The following is a 19,646-nucleotide window of genomic DNA, read 5'->3' as shown; positions in this document are numbered from 1 at the left end:
CCCCTTACGCCTTCTCGATGTTGACTAAGAACGCTTTATATTCCGGCGTTTGCGAGTTTGCATCACCGACATTCGGCGTCAGAGTGTTAGCGATATAACCTTTACGCGCGACACCCTCAAAGCCCCAGTGGATTGGAATACCCACCGTTTCAACCTGCTGGCCGTTTACATTCAGCGGTTTCAGACGACGCGTTACCACCGCCACCGCGCGGATAAAGCCACGCTTGCTTGAGACAGTGACACGATCGCCATTGGCAATGCCTTTCGCCGCGGCCAGCGTTTCGCTGATTTCCACAAACTGTTCCGGCTGAGCAATGGCGTTGAGCAATGCGTGCTTGGTCCAGGTGTGGAAGTGCTCGGTCAGACGATAGGTCGTTCCCACATACGGGAACTGCTCTTTTTTACCCATCCGCAGCGCGTCTTGTTCATACAGACGAACAACCGGGTTAGACACCACGTTCGGATGCAGCGGGTTAGTACCCAGCGGCGTTTCAATTGGCTCGTAGTGTTCCGGGAACGGACCTTCCGCCATTTTGTTGATGGCAAACAGGCGTCCCATCCCTTCCGGCTGCATGATAAACGGCCCGGTTGGCGTACCCGGTGCGGCATTGCCGAAGTCCGGAATATCGTTACCCGTCCACTTGCTGCCGTTCCACTGGATCAGTATTCGTTTCGGATCCCACGGTTTACCGTTGATATCCGCCGAAGCACGGTTGTAGAGCACGCGACGGTTGAGCGGCCACGCCCAGGCCCATCCCAGCGTATTCCCCAGACCGGATGGGTCGGAGTTATCGCGGTTAGCCATCTGGTTGCCCTGCTCTGTCCAGCTACCGGTGTAGATCCAGCAAGAAGATGCGGTTGTACCGTCATCACGCAAATGCGCAAAGCTACTCAGCAACTGACCTTTCTTCGCAATCAGCACGCCATTTGCGTCATAGAGATCTTCCAGCGCATAGCCGTTGTTCTCTTTTGCCACTTCGTCAGACTGCGGTTCGTGCGGCTGCTTGTAGTTCCAGCTCATCTTCATCAGCGGTTCTACGCCTTTACCCCCTTCGGCCTGGTACAGCTCGCGCAGATGATGGTAGATACCCGCCAGAATTTCGCCGTCGTTACGCGCTTCGCCCGGCGCGTCCTGACCTTTCCAGTGCCACTGCAACCAGCGACCGGAGTTAGCGATAGAACCATCTTCTTCAGCAAAGCAGGTCGAAGGCAGACGGAATACTTCAGTCTGAATAGACGCCGGATCGACATCGTTCGACTCGCCGTGGTTCTGCCAGAAGGTAGAGGTTTCAGTCACCAGCGGATCGATAACCACCATGTACTTCAGCTTGCTCAGGCAGCTCACCACTTTGTTTTTGTCCGGGAAGGACGCAACCGGGTTGAAGCCCTGGCAGAAATAACCGGTGACTTTGCCTTCGTCCATCATGTTGAAATACTTGATGACGTCGTAGGTCTGATCCCACTTCGGCAGCCAGTCGTAGCCCCAGTTATTCTCTTTCTGCGCGGCATCGCCGTAGAAAGATTTCATCAGGCTAACGAAGAACTTCGGATAGTTGCTCCAGTAGTTCACCTGATCAGCCAGCGTCGCTTTCGGCGTGTTCGCTTCCAGATACGACTGCAAATCAACCTGTTTTTCTGACGGCAGCGTCAGATAACCCGGCAGGCTGGTAGAGAGCAGGCCTAAGTCGGTCAGGCCCTGAATGTTGGAGTGACCACGCAATGCGTTCACGCCGCCACCGGCCATACCCATGTTACCGAGCAGTAACTGGATCATCGCCATAGTACGGATGTTCTGCGCACCGACAGTGTGCTGCGTCCAGCCCAGCGCGTACAGGAAGGTGGTTGTGCGATCCGGCGCGCTGGTGGAGGCCAGCACTTCACACACTTTCAGGAAGTCGGCTTTTGGCGTACCGCAGATGTTTTCAACAACGTCCGGTGTGTAGCGGGAAACGTGCTCTTTCAGCAGGTTCCACACACAGCGCGGATGAGTCAGTGTTTCATCGCGTTTCGCATAGCCGTTTTCATCGAACTGATAGTTCCAGGACGACTTATCGTACTGGCGTTTTTCAGCGTCATAACCGCTGAACAGACCGTCTTCGAAAGCAAAATCATCACGCACCAGCAGGCTGGCGTTGGTGTAATGCTTAACGTATTCGGCGTTGATTTTGTTGTTTTCGATCAGGTAGCGCAAAACGCCAGACAGGAACGTAATGTCCGTACCGGAACGAATAGGTGCGTAAATATCCGCCACAGAAGCGGTACGCGTAAAACGGGGATCGACAACGATCAAGGTTGCATCGTTGTTGTTTTTCGCTTCCATAGCCCAGCGGAAACCGACGGGATGCGCTTCAGCAGCGTTACCGCCCATCACCATTACGACGTTAGCGTTTTTGATATCCACCCAGTGGTTGGTCATCGCACCGCGACCAAATGTTGGAGCAAGACTTGCTACCGTTGGTCCGTGTCAGACGCGCGCCTGGTTGTCTACCGCCAGCATCCCGAGGGAGCGGGCAAATTTTTGAGTCAGCATCCCGGTTTCGTTGCTGGCACCGGAAGCACATAGCATACCGGTAGAAAGCCAACGGTTTACCGTTACGCCCTGCTCGTTCTTTTCAATAAAGTTAGCGTCACGGTCAGCTTTCATCAGCTTCGCAATACGGGAGAATGCTTCTTCCCAGCTAATGCGCTGCCATTTGTCAGAACCTGGCGCACGATATTCCGGGTAGCGCAGACGGTTTTCGCTGTTGACGTAATCCAGCAAACCGGCCCCTTTCGGGCATAACGCACCACGGCTTACCGGATGATCCGGGTCACCTTCAATGTGATAAATCGCTTCTCTGGCGTTTTTCGCGCCATCACCCAGGCTATACATCAATAGCCCGCAACCTACGGAACAGTATGTGCAGGTGTTACGGATCTCTTTCGCGCGTAATAATTTATAGTTTCGCGCCTGAGCCAGTGCTTGCTTCGGGGCAAAGCCCAATGCCGCTACTGTTGTTCCCGCCATACCGCCCGCGCAGATTTTAAAAAATTGTCTGCGACTGACGTCCATTGCTTTCCTCTTTTTTCAGGGGTATTACTGCGCGAGGAAACTAACAGTAAAATTCTGAATCTTTTTGCGCGAAATCAAAAAGAACACGTGTTTGCCACAAAATAATCCGCCTGCGCAAATTGACCTACCTCAATGGCGGTAGAAAAACACACCGCTGCCTGACAGCCTGGTTAAAAAAATGCTATAAATTTCAGCTTAATTTTTAACGGCAAGAGAGACTAAACAGCGAGCATGACACGACAAAAAGCAACGCTCATAGGGCTAATAGCGATCGTCCTGTGGAGCACGATGGTAGGATTGATTCGCGGCGTCAGTGAGGGGCTCGGTCCGGTCGGCGGCGCAGCAGCTATTTATTCATTAAGCGGGCTGCTGTTAATTTTCACGGTTGGCTTTCCGCGCATTCGGCAGATCCCGAAAGGTTATTTACTTGCGGGGAGTTTCTTATTCGTCAGCTATGAAATCTGTCTGGCACTTTCCTTAGGGTATGCAGCAACCCGCCATCAGGCAATTGAAGTGGGCATGGTGAACTATTTATGGCCCAGTCTGACGATACTTTTTGCCATTCTGTTTAATGGCCAGAAAACCAACTGGCTGATTGTACCAGGATTATTATTAGCCCTTGGTGGCGTCTGCTGGGTATTAGGGGGTGAAAATGGCCTCAAGCCGGATGAAATTATCAACAATATCACTACCAGCCCGTTGAGTTATTGCCTGGCTTTAATTGGTGCTTTTATCTGGGCCGCTTATTGCACGGTCACCAATAAATATGCCCGTGGATTTAACGGTATTACCGTTTTCGTCCTGCTGACAGGAGCAAGTTTGTGGGTTTACTATTTTTTAACGCCGCAACCGGAGATGGTATTTAGCACGCCCGTCATTATAAAACTTATCTCAGCGGCATTTACCTTAGGATTTGCTTACGCGGCGTGGAACGTCGGCATTTTACATGGCAACGTCACCATTATGGCAGTCGGTTCGTATTTTACGCCCGTACTTTCCTCAGCGCTTGCAGCCGTGCTGCTCAGTGCTCCGCTATCGTTCTCTTTCTGGCAAGGCGCATTGATGGTCTGCGGCGGTTCCCTGCTCTGCTGGCTGGCAACGCGTCAACGATAAGCAAAGGCTACGACAATAAAGCCACGATTCATACGGCAACAAATACGTTTGCCGTATGTTAGTCTAAGAATCAGTAACAAATATGATGCATCATTGTTACATTCGGTAACACATATCCATTCAGATAATCAGCTTTCTCCCCCCGCAGTTTCGCTTTGTTATCTATTCTTTCAATCAGCACTTCACTCTATTTACTCTTAATTCTAATAACGGACCATTGCGTCCAATGTCCTGCCTTGTCTTTTTTTCATTAACAATGTGTGCATGTGAGGAAGAATATGGCACTACAAAATGAGAAAAATAATCGTTACCTTTTACGCGACTGGAAGCCAGAAAATCCGGCATTCTGGGAAAATAAAGGAAAACACATTGCCCGAAGAAACCTCTGGATATCAGTAAGTTGTTTACTCCTTGCCTTCTGTGTCTGGATGTTATTTAGCGCAGTTGCCGTTAATCTCAATAAAATCGGCTTTAATTTCACTACCGATCAGCTTTTTTTATTAACCGCCTTACCTTCCGTTTCCGGTGCATTATTGCGTGTTCCCTACTCCTTTATGGTGCCTATATTCGGCGGACGCCGTTGGACGGTTTTTAGTACCGCGATTCTGATTATTCCTTGCGTCTGGCTCGGTATTGCTGTGCAAAATCCGAATACCCCTTTTGGGATATTTATTGTTATTGCTTTGCTCTGTGGTTTTGCTGGCGCGAACTTTGCTTCGAGTATGGGAAATATCAGTTTTTTCTTCCCGAAAGCCAAACAAGGCAGTGCATTAGGGATTAATGGCGGGTTGGGGAATTTAGGCGTCAGCGTGATGCAACTGGTTGCGCCGCTGGTGATTTTTGTACCGGTATTTGCTTTTCTTGGCGTCAATGGCGTACCGCAGGCCGATGGTTCTGTGATGTCGCTGGCGAATGCCGCATGGATTTGGGTACCGCTACTGGCGATTGCCACTATTGCCGCCTGGTCAGGGATGAATGATATTGCCAGCTCACGTGCGTCAATTGCTGACCAGTTGCCCGTTTTGCAACGGTTGCATCTGTGGCTGCTGAGTCTGCTCTATCTCGCTACCTTTGGCTCGTTTATCGGTTTTTCCGCCGGATTTGCCATGCTGGCAAAAACACAGTTCCCGGATGTGAACATTCTGCGCCTGGCGTTCTTTGGCCCGTTTATCGGTGCCATCGCGCGGTCGGTGGGTGGTGCTATTTCCGATAAATTTGGCGGCGTGCGGGTGACGCTTATCAACTTCATTTTTATGGCGATTTTCAGCGCCCTGCTGTTCCTTACCCTACCTGGCACGGGTTCCGGCAATTTCATCGCATTTTACGCTGTGTTTATGGGGTTATTCCTTACCGCTGGTTTGGGAAGTGGTTCTACTTTCCAGATGATTGCCGTCATCTTTCGCCAGATAACGGTTTATCGCGTGAAGATGAAAGGCGGTAGCGATGAACAGGCCCAGCGAGAAGCAATCACTGAAACGGCGGCGGCGCTGGGCTTTATTTCGGCCATCGGCGCGGTGGGCGGCTTCTTTATTCCACAAGCATTTGGCATGTCGCTCAATATGACCGGCTCGCCAGTGGGCGCGATGAAAGTGTTTTTAATCTTTTACATCATCTGTGTACTGCTGACCTGGCTGGTTTATGGTCGGCGGAAGTTCAGCCAAAAATAAGAGATCGATGCCTGTTGTACAACCGTGTCGCATCCGACAAGGCATCAGATCCCAAATCATTCCTGGAGCAGGAGTCATGTCATGAGTAAACTTTTGGATCGCTTTCGCTACTTCAAACAAAAGGGCGAAACCTTTGCCGATGGTCACGGACAGGTGATGCATAGCAACCGCGACTGGGAAGATAGCTATCGTCAGCGTTGGCAATTCGACAAAATCGTGCGTTCCACCCACGGCGTTAACTGTACTGGCTCCTGTAGCTGGAAAATCTACGTTAAAAATGGCCTGGTGACCTGGGAAATCCAGCAGACCGACTACCCGCGCACTCGCCCTGATCTGCCCAATCATGAACCTCGCGGCTGCCCACGCGGCGCAAGTTACTCCTGGTATCTTTACAGCGCTAACCGCCTGAAATACCCGCTAATTCGTAAACGACTGATTGAACTGTGGCGCGAAGCCCTCAAGCAGCACAACGATCCGGTACTGGCGTGGGCATCGATTATGAACGATCCGCAAAAGTGCCTGAGCTACAAACAAGTGCGTGGGCGCGGCGGCTTTATCCGCTCCAACTGGCAGGAACTAAACCAGCTGATTGCCGCTGCTAACGTCTGGACCATCAAAACTTACGGCCCGGATCGCGTTGCCGGATTCTCACCGATTCCAGCCATGTCGATGGTATCTTACGCCGCCGGAACGCGTTATCTGTCGCTGCTTGGCGGCACCTGTTTAAGTTTCTACGACTGGTATTGCGACCTGCCTCCCGCCTCGCCAATGACCTGGGGCGAGCAAACCGACGTGCCGGAATCCGCAGACTGGTATAACTCCAGCTACATCATCGCCTGGGGATCTAACGTACCGCAGACGCGCACGCCAGACGCTCACTTCTTTACTGAAGTGCGCTACAAAGGCACCAAAACTATCGCCATTACCCCTGACTACTCGGAAGTAGCAAAACTGTGCGACCAGTGGCTGGCGCCAAAGCAAGGCACTGATAGCGCGCTGGCGATGGCGATGGGCCATGTGATTTTAAAAGAGTTTCATCTCGATAATCCCAGCGACTACTTTATCAACTACTGCCGCCGCTACAGCGACATGCCGATGCTGGTAATGCTGGAACCACGTGAAGATGGCAGCTACGTTCCCGGGCGCATGATCCGCGCGTCTGACCTGGTGAATGGACTGGGCGAAAGCAACAATCCGCAGTGGAAAACCGTGGCGGTTAATACCGCAGGTGAACTGGTGGTGCCGAACGGTTCGATTGGTTTTCGCTGGGGAGAAAAAGGCAAATGGAATCTGGAATCCATTGCCGCCGGTACGGAAACCGAACTGTCGTTAACCCTGCTCGGTCAACACGACACCGTTGCAGGCGTGGCCTTCCCCTACTTTGGCGGCATTGAAAATCCGCACTTTCGCAGCGTAAAACACGATCCTGTCCTGGTGCGTCAATTACCCGTTAAAAACCTGACATTAGCCGATGGCAGTGTCTGTCCGGTGGTCAGCGTTTATGATTTGGTACTGGCGAATTACGGCCTCGATCGCGGGCTGGAAGATGAAAGCAGCGCGAAAGATTACGCTGAAATCAAACCGTACACCCCAGCCTGGGGTGAGCAAATTACCGGCGTACCGCGACAGTATATTGAAACCATCGCCCGCGAATTTGCTGATACCGCCCATAAAACGCATGGGCGCTCGATGATTATCCTCGGTGCTGGCGTCAACCACTGGTATCACATGGACATGAACTACCGCGGGATGATCAATATGCTGATCTTCTGCGGTTGTGTCGGGCAAAGCGGCGGCGGCTGGGCGCACTATGTCGGTCAGGAAAAACTGCGCCCGCAAACCGGCTGGTTGCCGCTGGCCTTTGCGCTCGACTGGAACCGACCACCGCGCCAGATGAACAGCACCTCGTTTTTCTACAATCACTCCAGCCAGTGGCGCTATGAAAAAGTCACCGCGCAGGAATTGCTCTCACCGCTCGCCGATGCCAGTAAATACAGCGGTCATCTGATTGATTTTAACGTTCGCGCCGAACGTATGGGCTGGCTCCCTTCTGCGCCGCAGCTGGGGCGTAACCCGCTCGGGATTAAAGATGAAGCCGACAAGGCCGGATTATCACCCGCCGAATTTACCGCCCAGGCACTGAAGTCAGGTGAGTTACGCATGGCCTGCGAACAGCCGGACAACGGCAGCAACCATCCGCGTAACCTGTTTGTCTGGCGTTCTAACCTGCTTGGCTCTTCTGGCAAGGGCCACGAGTATATGCAGAAGTATCTGCTGGGTACGGAAAGTGGTATTCAGGGGGAAGAACTTGGACCGACGGAGGGGATCCAACCGGAAGAAGTTGAGTGGCAAACTGCAGCGATTGAAGGCAAGCTCGACCTGCTGGTGACGCTCGACTTCCGCATGTCCAGCACCTGCCTGTTCTCCGATATTGTTCTGCCTACCGCCACCTGGTACGAAAAAGACGATATGAATACCTCGGATATGCATCCGTTTATTCATCCACTTTCTGCGGCGGTCGATCCGGCCTGGGAATCACGCAGCGACTGGGAAATCTACAAAGGTATCGCCAAAGCCTTTTCGCAAGTGTGCGTGGGACATCTCGGCAAAGAAACCGACGTGGTATTACAACCACTGCTGCACGACTCTCCGGCAGAGCTCTCACAGCCGTGTGAAGTGCTCGACTGGCGCAAAGGCGAATGCGACCTGATCCCGGGTAAAACCGCGCCGAATATTGTGGCGGTGGAACGCGACTACCCTGCTACCTATGAACGCTTTACCTCGCTCGGGCCACTGATGGATAAACTTGGCAACGGCGGTAAAGGGATTTCGTGGAATACCCAGGATGAAATCGATTTCCTCGGCAAACTCAATTACACCAAACGCGATGGCCCGGCGCAGGGGCGTCCGCTGATTGACACCGCCATTGATGCATCAGAAGTCATTCTGGCGCTGGCACCGGAAACCAACGGCCATGTGGCGGTCAAAGCGTGGCAGGCGCTGGGCGAAATCACCGGACGCGAACATACCCATCTGGCGCTGCACAAAGAGGACGAGAAGATTCGCTTTCGCGATATTCAGGCGCAGCCGCGTAAAATTATCTCCAGCCCCACCTGGTCCGGTCTGGAAAGCGATCACGTCTCCTACAACGCCGGATACACCAACGTCCACGAGTTAATTCCGTGGCGCACGCTGTCGGGCCGTCAGCAGCTGTATCAGGATCATCCGTGGATGCGTGCCTTCGGTGAAAGTCTGGTGGCTTATCGCCCGCCTATCGACACCCGCAGCGTCAGTGAAATGCGCCAGATCCCACCAAACGGCTTCCCGGAAAAAGCACTTAACTTCCTGACGCCGCACCAGAAATGGGGCATTCACTCTACCTACAGTGAAAACCTGCTGATGCTGACGCTCTCGCGCGGCGGGCCGATTGTCTGGATCAGCGAAACCGATGCCCGTGAACTGACCATTGTCGATAACGACTGGGTGGAAGTGTTTAACGCCAACGGCGCGCTGACTGCCCGCGCGGTGGTCAGCCAACGTGTACCGCCGGGTATGACTATGATGTATCACGCCCAGGAACGCATTATGAATATCCCCGGCTCGGAAGTAACCGGCATGCGCGGCGGCATTCATAACTCGGTCACCCGCGTTTGCCCGAAACCGACGCATATGATTGGCGGTTACGCGCAACTGGCCTGGGGCTTCAACTACTACGGCACCGTCGGCTCGAACCGCGACGAATTCATCATGATCCGCAAGATGAAGAACGTTAACTGGCTGGATGATGAAGGTCGCGATCAGGTACAGGAGGCGAAAAAATGAAAATACGTTCGCAAGTCGGCATGGTGCTTAACCTCGACAAATGTATCGGCTGCCATACCTGTTCGGTGACCTGCAAAAACGTCTGGACCGGACGCGAAGGCATGGAGTACGCATGGTTTAACAACGTCGAAACCAAACCGGGCATTGGTTATCCGAAAAACTGGGAAGATCAGGAAGAGTGGCAAGGCGGCTGGGTCCGCGATGTCAACGGTAAGATCCGTCCGCGTCTGGGCAGCAAGATGGGCGTGATTACCAAAATTTTCGCCAACCCGGTCGTCCCGCAGATTGACGATTACTACGAACCTTTCACCTTCGACTACGAACACTTGCATAGCGCGCCGGAAGGTAAACATATTCCCACCGCCCGCCCGCGTTCGCTGATTGACGGTAAGCGGATGGACAAGGTGATCTGGGGCCCAAACTGGGAAGAACTGCTGGGCGGCGAGTTCGAAAAACGCGCCCGCGACCGCAACTTCGAGGCCATGCAAAAGGAGATGTACGGGCAGTTTGAAAACACCTTCATGATGTATCTACCGCGCCTGTGCGAACACTGCCTCAATCCCAGCTGCGTGGCGACCTGCCCCAGCGGCGCTATCTACAAACGCGAAGAAGATGGCATTGTGCTGATCGATCAGAATAAATGCCGTGGCTGGCGTTTGTGCATTAGCGGTTGTCCGTACAAAAAAATCTACTTCAACTGGAAAAGCGGCAAGTCAGAAAAATGTATCTTCTGTTATCCGCGAATTGAGTCAGGCCAACCCACCGTGTGCTCAGAAACCTGCGTGGGTCGCATCCGGTATCTGGGCGTGCTGCTTTACGACGCAGACCGCATTGAGGAAGCGGCGAGCACAGAACGCGAGGTTGATCTCTATGAACGCCAGTGCGAAGTATTCCTCGATCCGCACGATCCCTCTGTGATCGAAGAAGCCCTGAAACAAGGTATCCCGCAAAATGTGATTGAAGCTGCCCAGCGTTCGCCAGTCTACAAAATGGCGATGGACTGGAAACTGGCGCTACCGCTGCACCCTGAATATCGCACCCTGCCGATGGTCTGGTACGTTCCTCCGTTGTCGCCGATTCAGTCCTACGCTGATGCGGGCGGTTTGCCGAAAAGCGAAGGCGTGCTCCCCGCCATCGAAAGCCTGCGTATTCCGGTGCAATATCTCGCCAATATGTTGAGTGCTGGCGATACCGGCCCGGTACTGCGGGCGCTAAAACGGATGATGGCGATGCGCCACTATATGCGCTCACAAACCGTGGAAGGCGTAACGGATACCCGCGCCATCGACGAGGTGGGTTTGAGCGTCGCTCAGGTCGAAGATATGTATCGCTATCTCGCTATCGCCAACTATGAAGATCGTTTTGTCATTCCGACCAGTCATCGTGAAATGGCGGGCGACGCCTTCGCAGAACGCAACGGCTGCGGCTTTACTTTTGGCGACGGTTGCCACGGCTCGGACAGCAAATTCAACCTGTTCAATAGTAGCCGGATTGATGCCATCGACATTACCGAAGTACGCAATAAAGCGGAGGGCGAATAATGCAGATCCTCAAAGTGATCGGTCTGTTGATGGAGTATCCGGACGAGCTGTTATGGGAATGCAAGGAGGACGCGCTGGCGTTGATCCGCCGCGACGCGCCGATGCTTACGGATTTCACCCGTAACCTGCTTGACGCGCCGCTGCTGGATAAACAGGCCGAATGGTGCGAAGTGTTTGACCGTGGACGTACCACATCGCTACTGCTGTTCGAACACGTTCATGCCGAGTCCCGCGATCGAGGCCAGGCAATGGTGAACCTGCTGGCGGAATATGAAAAGGTCGGTCTGCAACTGGATTGTCGGGAACTGCCTGATTATCTGCCGCTGTATCTGGAGTATTTAAGCGTACTGCCGGACGTTCAGGCGAAAGAAGGGTTACTCAACGTTGCGCCGATCCTCGCCCTGCTTGGCGGACGCTTAAAACAACGCGAGGCACCGTGGTATTCGTTGTTTGACGCCCTGTTGCATCTGGCGGGTAGTACACTTTCAAGTGACAGTGTCACTAAACAGATTCGCAGTGAAGAGCGCGACGACACCCGTCAGGCGCTGGATGCGGTGTGGGAAGAGGAACAGGTGAAGTTTATTGAAGATAACGCCACGGCGTGTGACAGCTCGCCGCTTAATCAATATCAGCGACGCTTTAGCCAGGATGTCGCACCGCAGTATGTCGACATCAGTGCGGGAGGTGGGAAATGATTCAGTATCTGAACATCTTTTTTTACGATATCTACCCGTACTTGTGTGGCACGGTTTTTATCCTTGGAAGCTGGCTGCGCTACGATTACGGGCAGTATACCTGGCGCGCCGCCTCCAGCCAGATGCTGGATAAACGCGGGATGGTGCTGTGGTCGAACTTGTTCCATATCGGCATTCTGGGGATCTTCTTCGGTCATCTGTTTGGCATGTTAACGCCGCACTGGATGTACGCGTGGTTTCTGCCGGTGGCGGTAAAACAACAGATGGCGATGGTGCTCGGTGGTATTTGCGGTGTATTAACGTTGATTGGCGGTGCGGGGCTGCTGGTGCGTCGTTTAACAAATCCGCGTATCAGGGCGACGTCTTCTGGTGCGGATATCCTGATCCTCGCCATTTTGTTAATTCAGTGCATTCTTGGGTTAACCACCATTCCCTTTTCAGCACAACATCCGGACGGCAGTGAAATGATGAAGCTGGTGGGCTGGGCGCAAAGCATTGTCACTTTCCAGGGCGGCGCATCGACGCATCTTGATGGCGTAGCTTATATCTTTCGCGTTCATCTGGTATTGGGAATGACCATCTTCCTGCTCTTCCCGTTCACCCGACTGGTGCATGTGTGGAGCGCGCCGTTTGAGTACTTTACTCGTCGCTATCAGATTGTGCGTTCGCGGCGATAATCATCACCCTGGCCGGATAGCCCTTCGCTCTCCGGCCAGTTGCAGGCTATGATAGTTCTCCAGCCACAGGAGAACATTAATGAAACCGCAGGTTTACCACGTCGATGCTTTTACCTCTCAACCGTTTCGCGGCAATTCTGCCGGTGTTGTTTTCCCTGCCGATAATCTTAGCGAAGCGCAAATGCAACTTATCGCCCGCGAATTAGGGCATTCGGAAACTGCTTTTCTGCTGCACAGCGACGACAGCGATGTGCACATCCGATACTTTACGCCAACAGTTGAAGTGCCGATTTGTGGTCACGCGACCGTGGCAGCACATTATGTACGTTCGAAGGTATTAGGTTTGGGAAATTGCACCGTCTGGCAAACGTCGCTGGCAGGAAAACACCGCGTGACTATCGAAAAGCACAACGATGATTATCGTATTTCGCTGGAACAAGGTTCTCCTGGCTTTGAGCCACCGCTGGAAGGTGAAACACGTGCGGCGATTATCAACGCGCTTCATCTCACTGAAGACGATATTCTGCCAGGCTTGCCAATTCAGGTCGCAACAACAGGACACTCAAAAGTGATGATTCCGCTGAAAACAGAAGTGGATATCGACGCCCTTTCGCCTGACCTTGCTGCGCTGACCGCTATCAGCAAACAGATTGGCTGCAATGGTTTCTTTCCCTTCCAGATCCGTCCGGGCAAAAACGAAACCGATGGTCGCATGTTCTCGCCTGCGATTGGTATTGTGGAAGATCCGGTGACCGGCAATGCCAATGGTCCGATGGGTGCATGGTTGGTACATCACAACGTATTGCCCCACGATGGCAGCATGTTGCGTGTTAAAGGCCATCAGGGGCGTGCTCTGGGGCGTGACGGCGTGATTGATGTGACGGTGACAATTCGCGATAACCAGCCGGAGAAAGTGACTATTTCTGGTACGGCGGTGATTTTATTTCATGCCGAGTGGGCAATTGATCTTTAAAACCGTTACCATATACGGCAGAAAAACAAATTGCCTGATGCGCTTCGCTTATCAGGCCTACAACCGCCGGATAAGGCGTTTACGCCGCATCCGGCACTCTGGCACAAACTATTTCCCCGCTTCCGGATGTGTATCAAACGCTGCCATCACCTGCGCCAGCTCATCCACAGTAAACCCATGTTTCGCATCATCCACACCCAGTCCAAACTGCTCCTGCATCACGGCATACAACGACGCCGCATCTGGCAAATTCTGCTGCTCTGCTACGTGACCATTTTCATAATGGGTGAAATGAAAATTGGTCAGTGTCAGCTTGCCACCGTCCGGCAAATGGCGGCACATTAACAAATGATGGCGAAAATGCGATTGCGGCCAGTGCGCCGACCAGAAATTACCCATCACATAATCGCTTTGTTGCTGCTCGCAGAGATCAAAACGGTACATCGACTGCCAGTGCTGATGATGATTAAACTGCAAAACCCAGTCGTCCCCTTCCTGTAACAGCCGATATTCGCCATGTGGCGTTGTTTGCGCGATATCCGCCACTAAACGAATCGGCGCGGTCAGCGTCTGACCACCAAAACCGACGTCGGCAATCCATTGTTCACCCTCCAGTTCTACTAACAACAGACGGTGCGTGCGCGGCGGCAACGATGGTGGGTTAGATAACACCACGCGACCTAACAAACTGCGAACGTTAAATCCCAGCTCACGTAACACTCGCTCAAACACACCATTCTGTTCAAAGCAGTAACCGCCACGCCGGGCGAACACCAATTTCTCTTCCAGAGATTGATCATCAAGCTGCATTTCCCTCGGCAGCAGAACATCGAGATTTTCAAATGGAATGGTGCAATTGTGTTTCAGGTGTAATGCATGAAGCGTATCGATATTGACCGCAGCAGCTCCCGACCAGTTAATGCGTGCAAAATAATGATTCAGAATGGGCGTCATCAGGCGTTTCCGTTAGTGGTTTTATCAACTTATAACCTGGAATAGACGCCGCACAGGCTATTTTGTGCGATCGCGGACATGCATCACGTTCGCAAATCGCCGATCCCGTTAATTTCGTTGCTTATTGCGTTACGAGCTACGCTTTTAAAACACCCTTCATAGCGAGGCGATACCGTGAGCCGATTCATCCCCGTCGAATTACACCATGCCAGCCGTCTGTTAAATCATGGCCCTACTGTCCTGATCACCAGTTTAGATGAGCAATCCCAGCGGCGTAACATTATGGCGGCAGCCTGGTCGATGCCGGTGGAGTTTGAACCGCCACGCGTGGCGATTGTGGTAGATAAATCGACATGGACGAGGGAGTTGATTGAGCGTAACGGTAAATTTGGCATCGTTATCCCAGGCGTTGCAGCGACTAACTGGACGTGGGCAGTGGGAAGTGTATCTGGGCGTGAAGAAGATAAATTTAATTGCTACGGCATTCCGGTGGTGAAAGGTCCGGTGCTTGGTTTGCCACTTGTTGAAGAGAAATGTCTGGCGTGGATGGAGTGCCGATTGTTACCAGCGACTTCCGCGCAAGAGAAATACGACACGCTGTTCGGCGAAGTGGTATCAGCAGCGGCAGACGCACGGGTATTTGTCGAAGGCCGCTGGCAGTTTGATGATGATAAGCTCAATACGTTGCATCATTTAGGCGCTGGCACGTTTGTTACCAGCGGCAAGCGTGTTACGGCTGGTTAAGCATTACATGCTGTAACCAGGTTTCTTTATCAAGGCATCCATTTGGGGCGCGATTTCGGCGTCCCAGATAGCTTGCCATGATTCTGGTTGAATCTGCTGTAGCGCAATGCTTATCGAACTGTCTTTACTGTTCAGATGGCGAATAATAACGTCGGTAATATCTGCAGCAAGCGCAGCTTTTTGTTGCTCGTCCAGTTCACGCGGAAAACATTTAATGTCTATGTGCGGCATGATTGTGCTCCTTTTGAAAGATGTCAGTAAAATTAACACACGTTGTGAATGTCGTGTGTCCGGTAATGCGTTTTTACGGCAATAATGTCTACTTGAAATTGTACATATTTGTACTACGCCCTTTTAAATAAAGCGCCAACGAAAACGTTAACTTGCAGAATATATTCTTCGCCAACATACCATTAAGAAAACATCAAGTTCCCGGCTTGCCAATTTGTTAACGCCCATTATAGTTATTCTTGCCCTCACTAAAAATTTTCATCCGTAATTACCCCCAATAAAAATCCATTCTGGAGACACTTAAGATGCAGCTTAATCATATTGTTAAAAGTCTGCTAATAACGGGATTATTCACCACCAGTTCCTTACCTCTCCTCGCGGCGGAAGCCCCTAAAAACGCCACCGCAGCCACGCAGCAAGCAAACAATTTACTCTATAACCAGTTGCCGTTTTCCGATAACACTGACTTTACTGATGCCCATAAAGGTTTTATTGCCCCTATTCCTCAGGACGTGATTAAGGGCGAACAAGGAAATATTATCTGGGATCCACAACAATACGCGTTTATCAAAGAAGGCGATAAAGCCCCTGATACGGTGAATCCAAGTTTATGGCGTCAGGCGCAACTGATAAATATCAGCGGATTATTTGAAGTGACTGAAGGTGTCTATCAGATTCGTAACCTTGATTTATCAAATATGACCATCATTGAAGGCAAAGAGGGTATTACCGTCGTTGATCCACTTGTTTCAGCAGAAACAGCCAAAGTTGGGATGGATCTCTATTACAAAAATCGCGGCCAGAAACCGGTAGTGGCGGTTATCTACACACACAGTCATGTCGATCACTACGGTGGTGTTCGCGGCGTAATTGATGAAGCTGACGTTAAATCAGGCAAAGTTAAAATCTATGCGCCAGCCGGATTTTTGGAGGAGGCCGTTTCCGAAAATATTATGGCTGGCAATGTGATGAGCCGACGAGCCAGCTATATGTATGGCAACTTATTGAAACCTGATGTTAAAGGCCAGGTCGGCGCGGGACTGGGAACAACCACTTCAGCAGGAACGGTCACGTTGATTGCTCCTACTAACTACATCACCAAAACCGGGCAAAAAGAAACTATTGACGGGTTGACCTATGATTTTCTGATGGCGCCAGGTTCCGAAGCGCCTTCTGAAATGCTGTGGTTTATTGAAGAAAAGAAACTGATCGAAACGGCAGAAGATGTCACGCACACCCTTCACAACACTTATTCGCTGCGTGGTGCCAAAATTCGCCAACCGCTGCCGTGGTCAAAATATATTAACGAAGCACTCAATTTATGGGGTGATAAAGCCGAGATTATTCTCGCTCAACATCACTGGCCAACCTGGGGCAACGATAACGTGGTCAAACTGCTTAAAAGCCAGCGTGATTTGTATCGTTACATCAATGATCAAACTCTGCGTATGGCAAATCAGGGGATGACCCGTGATGAAATTGCCGCAAACTTTAAACTGCCCTCTTCACTGGCTAACACCTGGGCGAATCGCGGCTATTACGGTTCGGTGAGCCATGATGTGAAAGCAACTTATGTGCTTTATCTCGGCTGGTTTGATGGTAACCCCGCAACGCTTGATGAACTGCCGCCAGAAGAAGGCGCAAAGAAATTTGTCGAGTATATGGGCGGTGCTGATGCCATTTTACAAAAAGCCAAACAGGATTATGACCAGGGTAATTTCCGCTGGGTTGCTCAGGTTGTCAGTAAGGTGGTGTTTGCGGATCCAAACAACCAGGCAGCGAGAAATCTGGAAGCTGATGCGCTTGAGCAGTTAGGCTATCAGGCTGAATCTGGGCCGTGGCGTAATTTCTATCTCACTGGCGCACAGGAATTGCGTAACGGCGTACAAAAATTACCAACACCAAATACTGCCAGCCCTGACACTGTGCGTGCAATGACGCCAGAGATGTTCTTTGATTATCTTGCCGTCCATATTAATGGTGAGAAAGCGGCAGACGCCAAAGCCGTGTTGAATTTCGATTTTGGTGAAGATGGCGGAACCTATAAAGTGGAGCTTGAAAATGGTGTTCTCAATCATACCGCTGGTGTAGAGGCTTCGAATGCTGATGCCACTATCACTCTGTCTCGTGATGTATTGAACAAAATAGTACTGAAAGAAGAGACGCTGAAAGAAGCCACGGACAAAGGAGATGTCAAAATTACCGGCAATGCGGAAAAACTCAACGAGCTGTTAGGTTATATGGATAATTTTGAGTTTTGGTTCAATATAGTGACACCATAAACTCAGTATAAATTGGGCAGGTTTCCTGCCCTTTTCTGGTTATAAGAAATGGTTTCTGATAAAAGAAAAAACGCTCATTGTTCGTGGAAAAATCGCCAGGATATGGTTATTCGCGGAATGTCGATTAGCCTGCCGTGGTTTGCCTTGATTAACATCTGTTTTTCATCGATGATTTTGCTGCGTGGTATTTTGTTTAATGAGGACATGACTTCAGGGCTTAATGAGAAAAACCTTGTACATACTATTGATATTTCATCTTTTGGCATTCTGCTGATTAGTGGCCTTTTATTGCTCATTTCCCGAAAAAAAGTGCTGTATATTCAGCAACTATTAGTCATTCTAAGCCTGTTATGGTCATGGTGTTGCTTTTATTTCATTGCACACTGGACGCTACCTTTTGCTTACCCTCTGTGTGTATTATTAATGCTTAGTGCCATTGTTGCGCTGTACTTTCACACGCCATCATTACTCGCATTTATCACTCCATTATGGTTTAGCATCCCGTTAGCCAGTCTTGTTCTCAATCAGCATGTGAATGTTCATTTCGCTGTCATCTGGGGCCTTTTTTCACTGGCGCTATATGGTGGGCGACTTATTTTATTACGTTGGTTTGAAGAAGCATGGCAACAAAACAAGTACAACAACCAGTTAATTAATCGCCTTGATGCATTAGCACATCGTGATCCTTTAACTGGGATAGCAAACCGACGTGCAATGAATAGTATCTTACACGACGCGATAGATAACGGCGGGTCATTTGCTCTCATTATGTTGGATGTTGATTTTTTTAAACGCTACAACGACACCTACGGGCACCCAGCGGGCGATAAATGTTTGATACAAGTTGCCGACGCCCTGCAACGCGCAATACGCCAGCCTGAAGACATAGTCGCTCGTTATGGTGGCGAAGAGTTTGCCATCCTACTTTTTAATGCAACATTGCCGGAAGCTGAGGCGATAGCAGCCAGAGTGAAGCAAGAACTTAAATTGGCAGCTATCTCGCATCAGGCATCTGCTGTTAGTGCATTTGTTACGGTTAGTCAAGGGATTGCCTGTTCTGCTCCCGCAAAAACGGCTGAACAAATTGTTTCAGATGCCGACGCCGCGTTATACCGGGCGAAAGAAAATGGGCGAAATCGATGGGCTTTATAAGCATTAGGGGACTGGATAGATTACGTCTCTCCGCTCTTAACAAGGGCTGACGGGTGATAATATTTGTCCAGAGCTATCTTCTCTGCGATGTCTTTCTGGCATTCATTGGAGCGGTGGTGATTATTTTTCCTTTAATGCCCATCATGTTAAGACGTTCAGAAATCACATAATCTCATTGGATTTTTCATCCGTCTTGATCTGTCCGATGACCAGACTGTGCATTGTTGAGAATGCAATAATAACGAGAGTCGCTCCCCTGCGACGACTTTTATCTTAAGAGTGCCGAAGTGTTTTTCCATCAATTGCGATGACGTCTTTATCATCTGAAGAGTGACATTCACGCATCCAGTTAATATAGCACTCATGAAATTTTACAGGACTGATACAGGATACAACTCTGGCAATAATATCGTGAACAGGAATACCATTTTCAAAATCACCATATCGCTTCAAAAAATCGAGATGCGTTTCTCCAAAATCCTCTATGTCTTCACATCTTTCTGCACCAGAAATAACGGCGCAAATAGTCAACAGTAGAATATCAGACAATTTATGTTCCACTTTCCAGACTTGTCTGTAATCGGGGATAATAGAAATATGTTCCATCAATTTTTTAAGTTCCATTTTGCTCTCCTTAATTATGTAAGGAGTATTTGATCATGTATAAGTAATAAAAAACAGCTTCAGGTAATGAGGAATATCTCAATTTTTAAACATAAAATGCGAATTATTTAGTACAAAAA

General features: G+C 50.6%; 13 protein-coding genes and 1 pseudogene. 10 read left to right on the top strand and 4 right to left on the bottom strand.

Features of this window, described 5'->3' with window-relative positions:
- Window positions 1-4: 4 nt before the first annotated feature.
- A complete protein-coding gene (fdnG, locus tag D9741_RS22820; protein ID WP_130217572.1) occupies window positions 5-3,052 on the bottom strand; it encodes a formate dehydrogenase-N subunit alpha in 3,048 nt (1,015 codons plus the stop codon).
- 231 nt (window positions 3,053-3,283) lie between these two features.
- Between fdnG and yddG the strand changes: the two genes are divergently transcribed.
- The 7 genes from yddG to D9741_RS22780 all read left to right on the top strand — a co-directional run bounded on the left by yddG (window position 3,284) and on the right by D9741_RS22780 (window position 13,540).
- Window positions 3,284-4,165, top strand: coding sequence for an aromatic amino acid efflux DMT transporter YddG (gene yddG / locus D9741_RS22810; RefSeq protein WP_130217574.1), 882 nt, complete (start codon window positions 3,284-3,286; stop codon window positions 4,163-4,165).
- 278 nt (window positions 4,166-4,443) lie between these two features.
- Window positions 4,444-5,832 (top strand): nitrate/nitrite transporter NarU, encoded by a 1,389-nt coding sequence (narU, locus tag D9741_RS22805; protein ID WP_130210509.1) that lies wholly within the window; start codon window positions 4,444-4,446, stop codon window positions 5,830-5,832.
- Between the two features lie 81 nt (window positions 5,833-5,913).
- Window positions 5,914-9,654, top strand: a complete 3,741-nt coding sequence (gene narZ / locus D9741_RS22800; RefSeq protein WP_130217576.1) for a nitrate reductase Z subunit alpha — start codon at window positions 5,914-5,916, stop codon at window positions 9,652-9,654.
- Entirely contained in the window at window positions 9,651-11,195 is a 1,545-nt protein-coding gene (narH, locus tag D9741_RS22795) for a nitrate reductase subunit beta (protein WP_130217578.1), read from the top strand. Before narZ ends, narH begins: the two co-directional genes overlap by 4 nt.
- Window positions 11,195-11,890: a nitrate reductase molybdenum cofactor assembly chaperone gene (gene narW, locus D9741_RS22790; protein ID WP_130217580.1), complete on the top strand. Its 696-nt coding sequence runs from the start codon at window positions 11,195-11,197 to the stop codon at window positions 11,888-11,890. Before narH ends, narW begins: the two co-directional genes overlap by 1 nt.
- A complete protein-coding gene (gene narI, locus D9741_RS22785; RefSeq protein ID WP_130217582.1) occupies window positions 11,887-12,567 on the top strand; it encodes a respiratory nitrate reductase subunit gamma in 681 nt (226 codons plus the stop codon). Before narW ends, narI begins: the two co-directional genes overlap by 4 nt.
- A gap of 79 nt (window positions 12,568-12,646) precedes the next feature.
- Window positions 12,647-13,540: a PhzF family isomerase gene (locus D9741_RS22780; protein ID WP_130217584.1), complete on the top strand. Its 894-nt coding sequence runs from the start codon at window positions 12,647-12,649 to the stop codon at window positions 13,538-13,540.
- A 108-nt stretch (window positions 13,541-13,648) separates the two neighbouring features.
- Here D9741_RS22780 and nhoA read toward each other — a convergent pair whose 3' ends face one another.
- Window positions 13,649-14,494: an N-hydroxyarylamine O-acetyltransferase gene (gene nhoA / locus D9741_RS22775; RefSeq protein ID WP_130217586.1), complete on the bottom strand. Its 846-nt coding sequence runs from the start codon at window positions 14,492-14,494 to the stop codon at window positions 13,649-13,651.
- Between the two features lie 174 nt (window positions 14,495-14,668).
- Between nhoA and D9741_RS22770 the strand changes: the two genes are divergently transcribed.
- Window positions 14,669-15,238 carry a flavin reductase family protein gene (locus D9741_RS22770; RefSeq protein ID WP_130217588.1) on the top strand — a complete coding sequence of 190 codons (570 nt, stop codon included), beginning with the start codon at window positions 14,669-14,671 and terminating at the stop codon, window positions 15,236-15,238.
- Window positions 15,239-15,241: 3 nt separating this feature from the next.
- On the opposite strand, the gene pptA is transcribed toward D9741_RS22770, so the two are convergent.
- On the bottom strand, window positions 15,242-15,469 hold the full coding sequence (gene pptA, locus D9741_RS22765; RefSeq protein ID WP_130210863.1) for a tautomerase PptA: 228 nt from the start codon (window positions 15,467-15,469) through the stop codon (window positions 15,242-15,244).
- A 305-nt stretch (window positions 15,470-15,774) separates the two neighbouring features.
- Here pptA and D9741_RS22760 point away from each other — a divergent pair, with 305 nt between their 5' ends.
- Both D9741_RS22760 and D9741_RS22755 read left to right on the top strand, forming a co-directional pair.
- Window positions 15,775-17,751, top strand: a complete 1,977-nt coding sequence (locus D9741_RS22760) for an alkyl sulfatase dimerization domain-containing protein (protein ID WP_130217590.1) — start codon at window positions 15,775-15,777, stop codon at window positions 17,749-17,751.
- Window positions 17,752-17,853: 102 nt separating this feature from the next.
- Window positions 17,854-18,903, top strand: coding sequence for a GGDEF domain-containing protein (locus D9741_RS22755; protein WP_130217592.1), 1,050 nt, complete (start codon window positions 17,854-17,856; stop codon window positions 18,901-18,903).
- A gap of 74 nt (window positions 18,904-18,977) precedes the next feature.
- On the opposite strand, the pseudogene D9741_RS22750 reads toward D9741_RS22755, so the two are convergent.
- A pseudogene (locus tag D9741_RS22750) lies at window positions 18,978-19,527 on the bottom strand (ISAs1 family transposase); the annotation flags it as partial.
- Between the last annotated feature and the right edge of the window lie 119 nt (window positions 19,528-19,646).

The sequence above is a fragment of the Escherichia sp. E14V7 genome, assembly GCF_004212225.1.
In the GTDB taxonomy this organism is placed as follows: Bacteria; Pseudomonadota; Gammaproteobacteria; order Enterobacterales; family Enterobacteriaceae; genus Escherichia.
This window is presented reverse-complemented; position numbering and strand designations above follow the sequence as displayed.

What these genes read in the sequence shown, in the direction of transcription:
- yddG (WP_130217574.1), top strand. Translation starts at nt 3,284, where the DNA reads ATGACACGACAAAAAGCAACGCTCATAGGGCTAATAGCGATCGTCCTG.
- narU (WP_130210509.1), top strand. Translation starts at nt 4,444, where the DNA reads ATGGCACTACAAAATGAGAAAAATAATCGTTACCTTTTACGCGACTGG.
- narZ (WP_130217576.1), top strand. Translation starts at nt 5,914, where the DNA reads ATGAGTAAACTTTTGGATCGCTTTCGCTACTTCAAACAAAAGGGCGAA.
- narH (WP_130217578.1), top strand. Translation starts at nt 9,651, where the DNA reads ATGAAAATACGTTCGCAAGTCGGCATGGTGCTTAACCTCGACAAATGT.
- narW (WP_130217580.1), top strand. Translation starts at nt 11,195, where the DNA reads ATGCAGATCCTCAAAGTGATCGGTCTGTTGATGGAGTATCCGGACGAG.
- narI (WP_130217582.1), top strand. Translation starts at nt 11,887, where the DNA reads ATGATTCAGTATCTGAACATCTTTTTTTACGATATCTACCCGTACTTG.
- D9741_RS22780 (WP_130217584.1), top strand. Translation starts at nt 12,647, where the DNA reads ATGAAACCGCAGGTTTACCACGTCGATGCTTTTACCTCTCAACCGTTT.
- nhoA (WP_130217586.1), bottom strand. Translation starts at nt 14,494, where the DNA reads ATGACGCCCATTCTGAATCATTATTTTGCACGCATTAACTGGTCGGGA.
- pptA (WP_130210863.1), bottom strand. Translation starts at nt 15,469, where the DNA reads ATGCCGCACATAGACATTAAATGTTTTCCGCGTGAACTGGACGAGCAA.
- D9741_RS22760 (WP_130217590.1), top strand. Translation starts at nt 15,775, where the DNA reads ATGCAGCTTAATCATATTGTTAAAAGTCTGCTAATAACGGGATTATTC.
- D9741_RS22755 (WP_130217592.1), top strand. Translation starts at nt 17,854, where the DNA reads ATGGTTATTCGCGGAATGTCGATTAGCCTGCCGTGGTTTGCCTTGATT.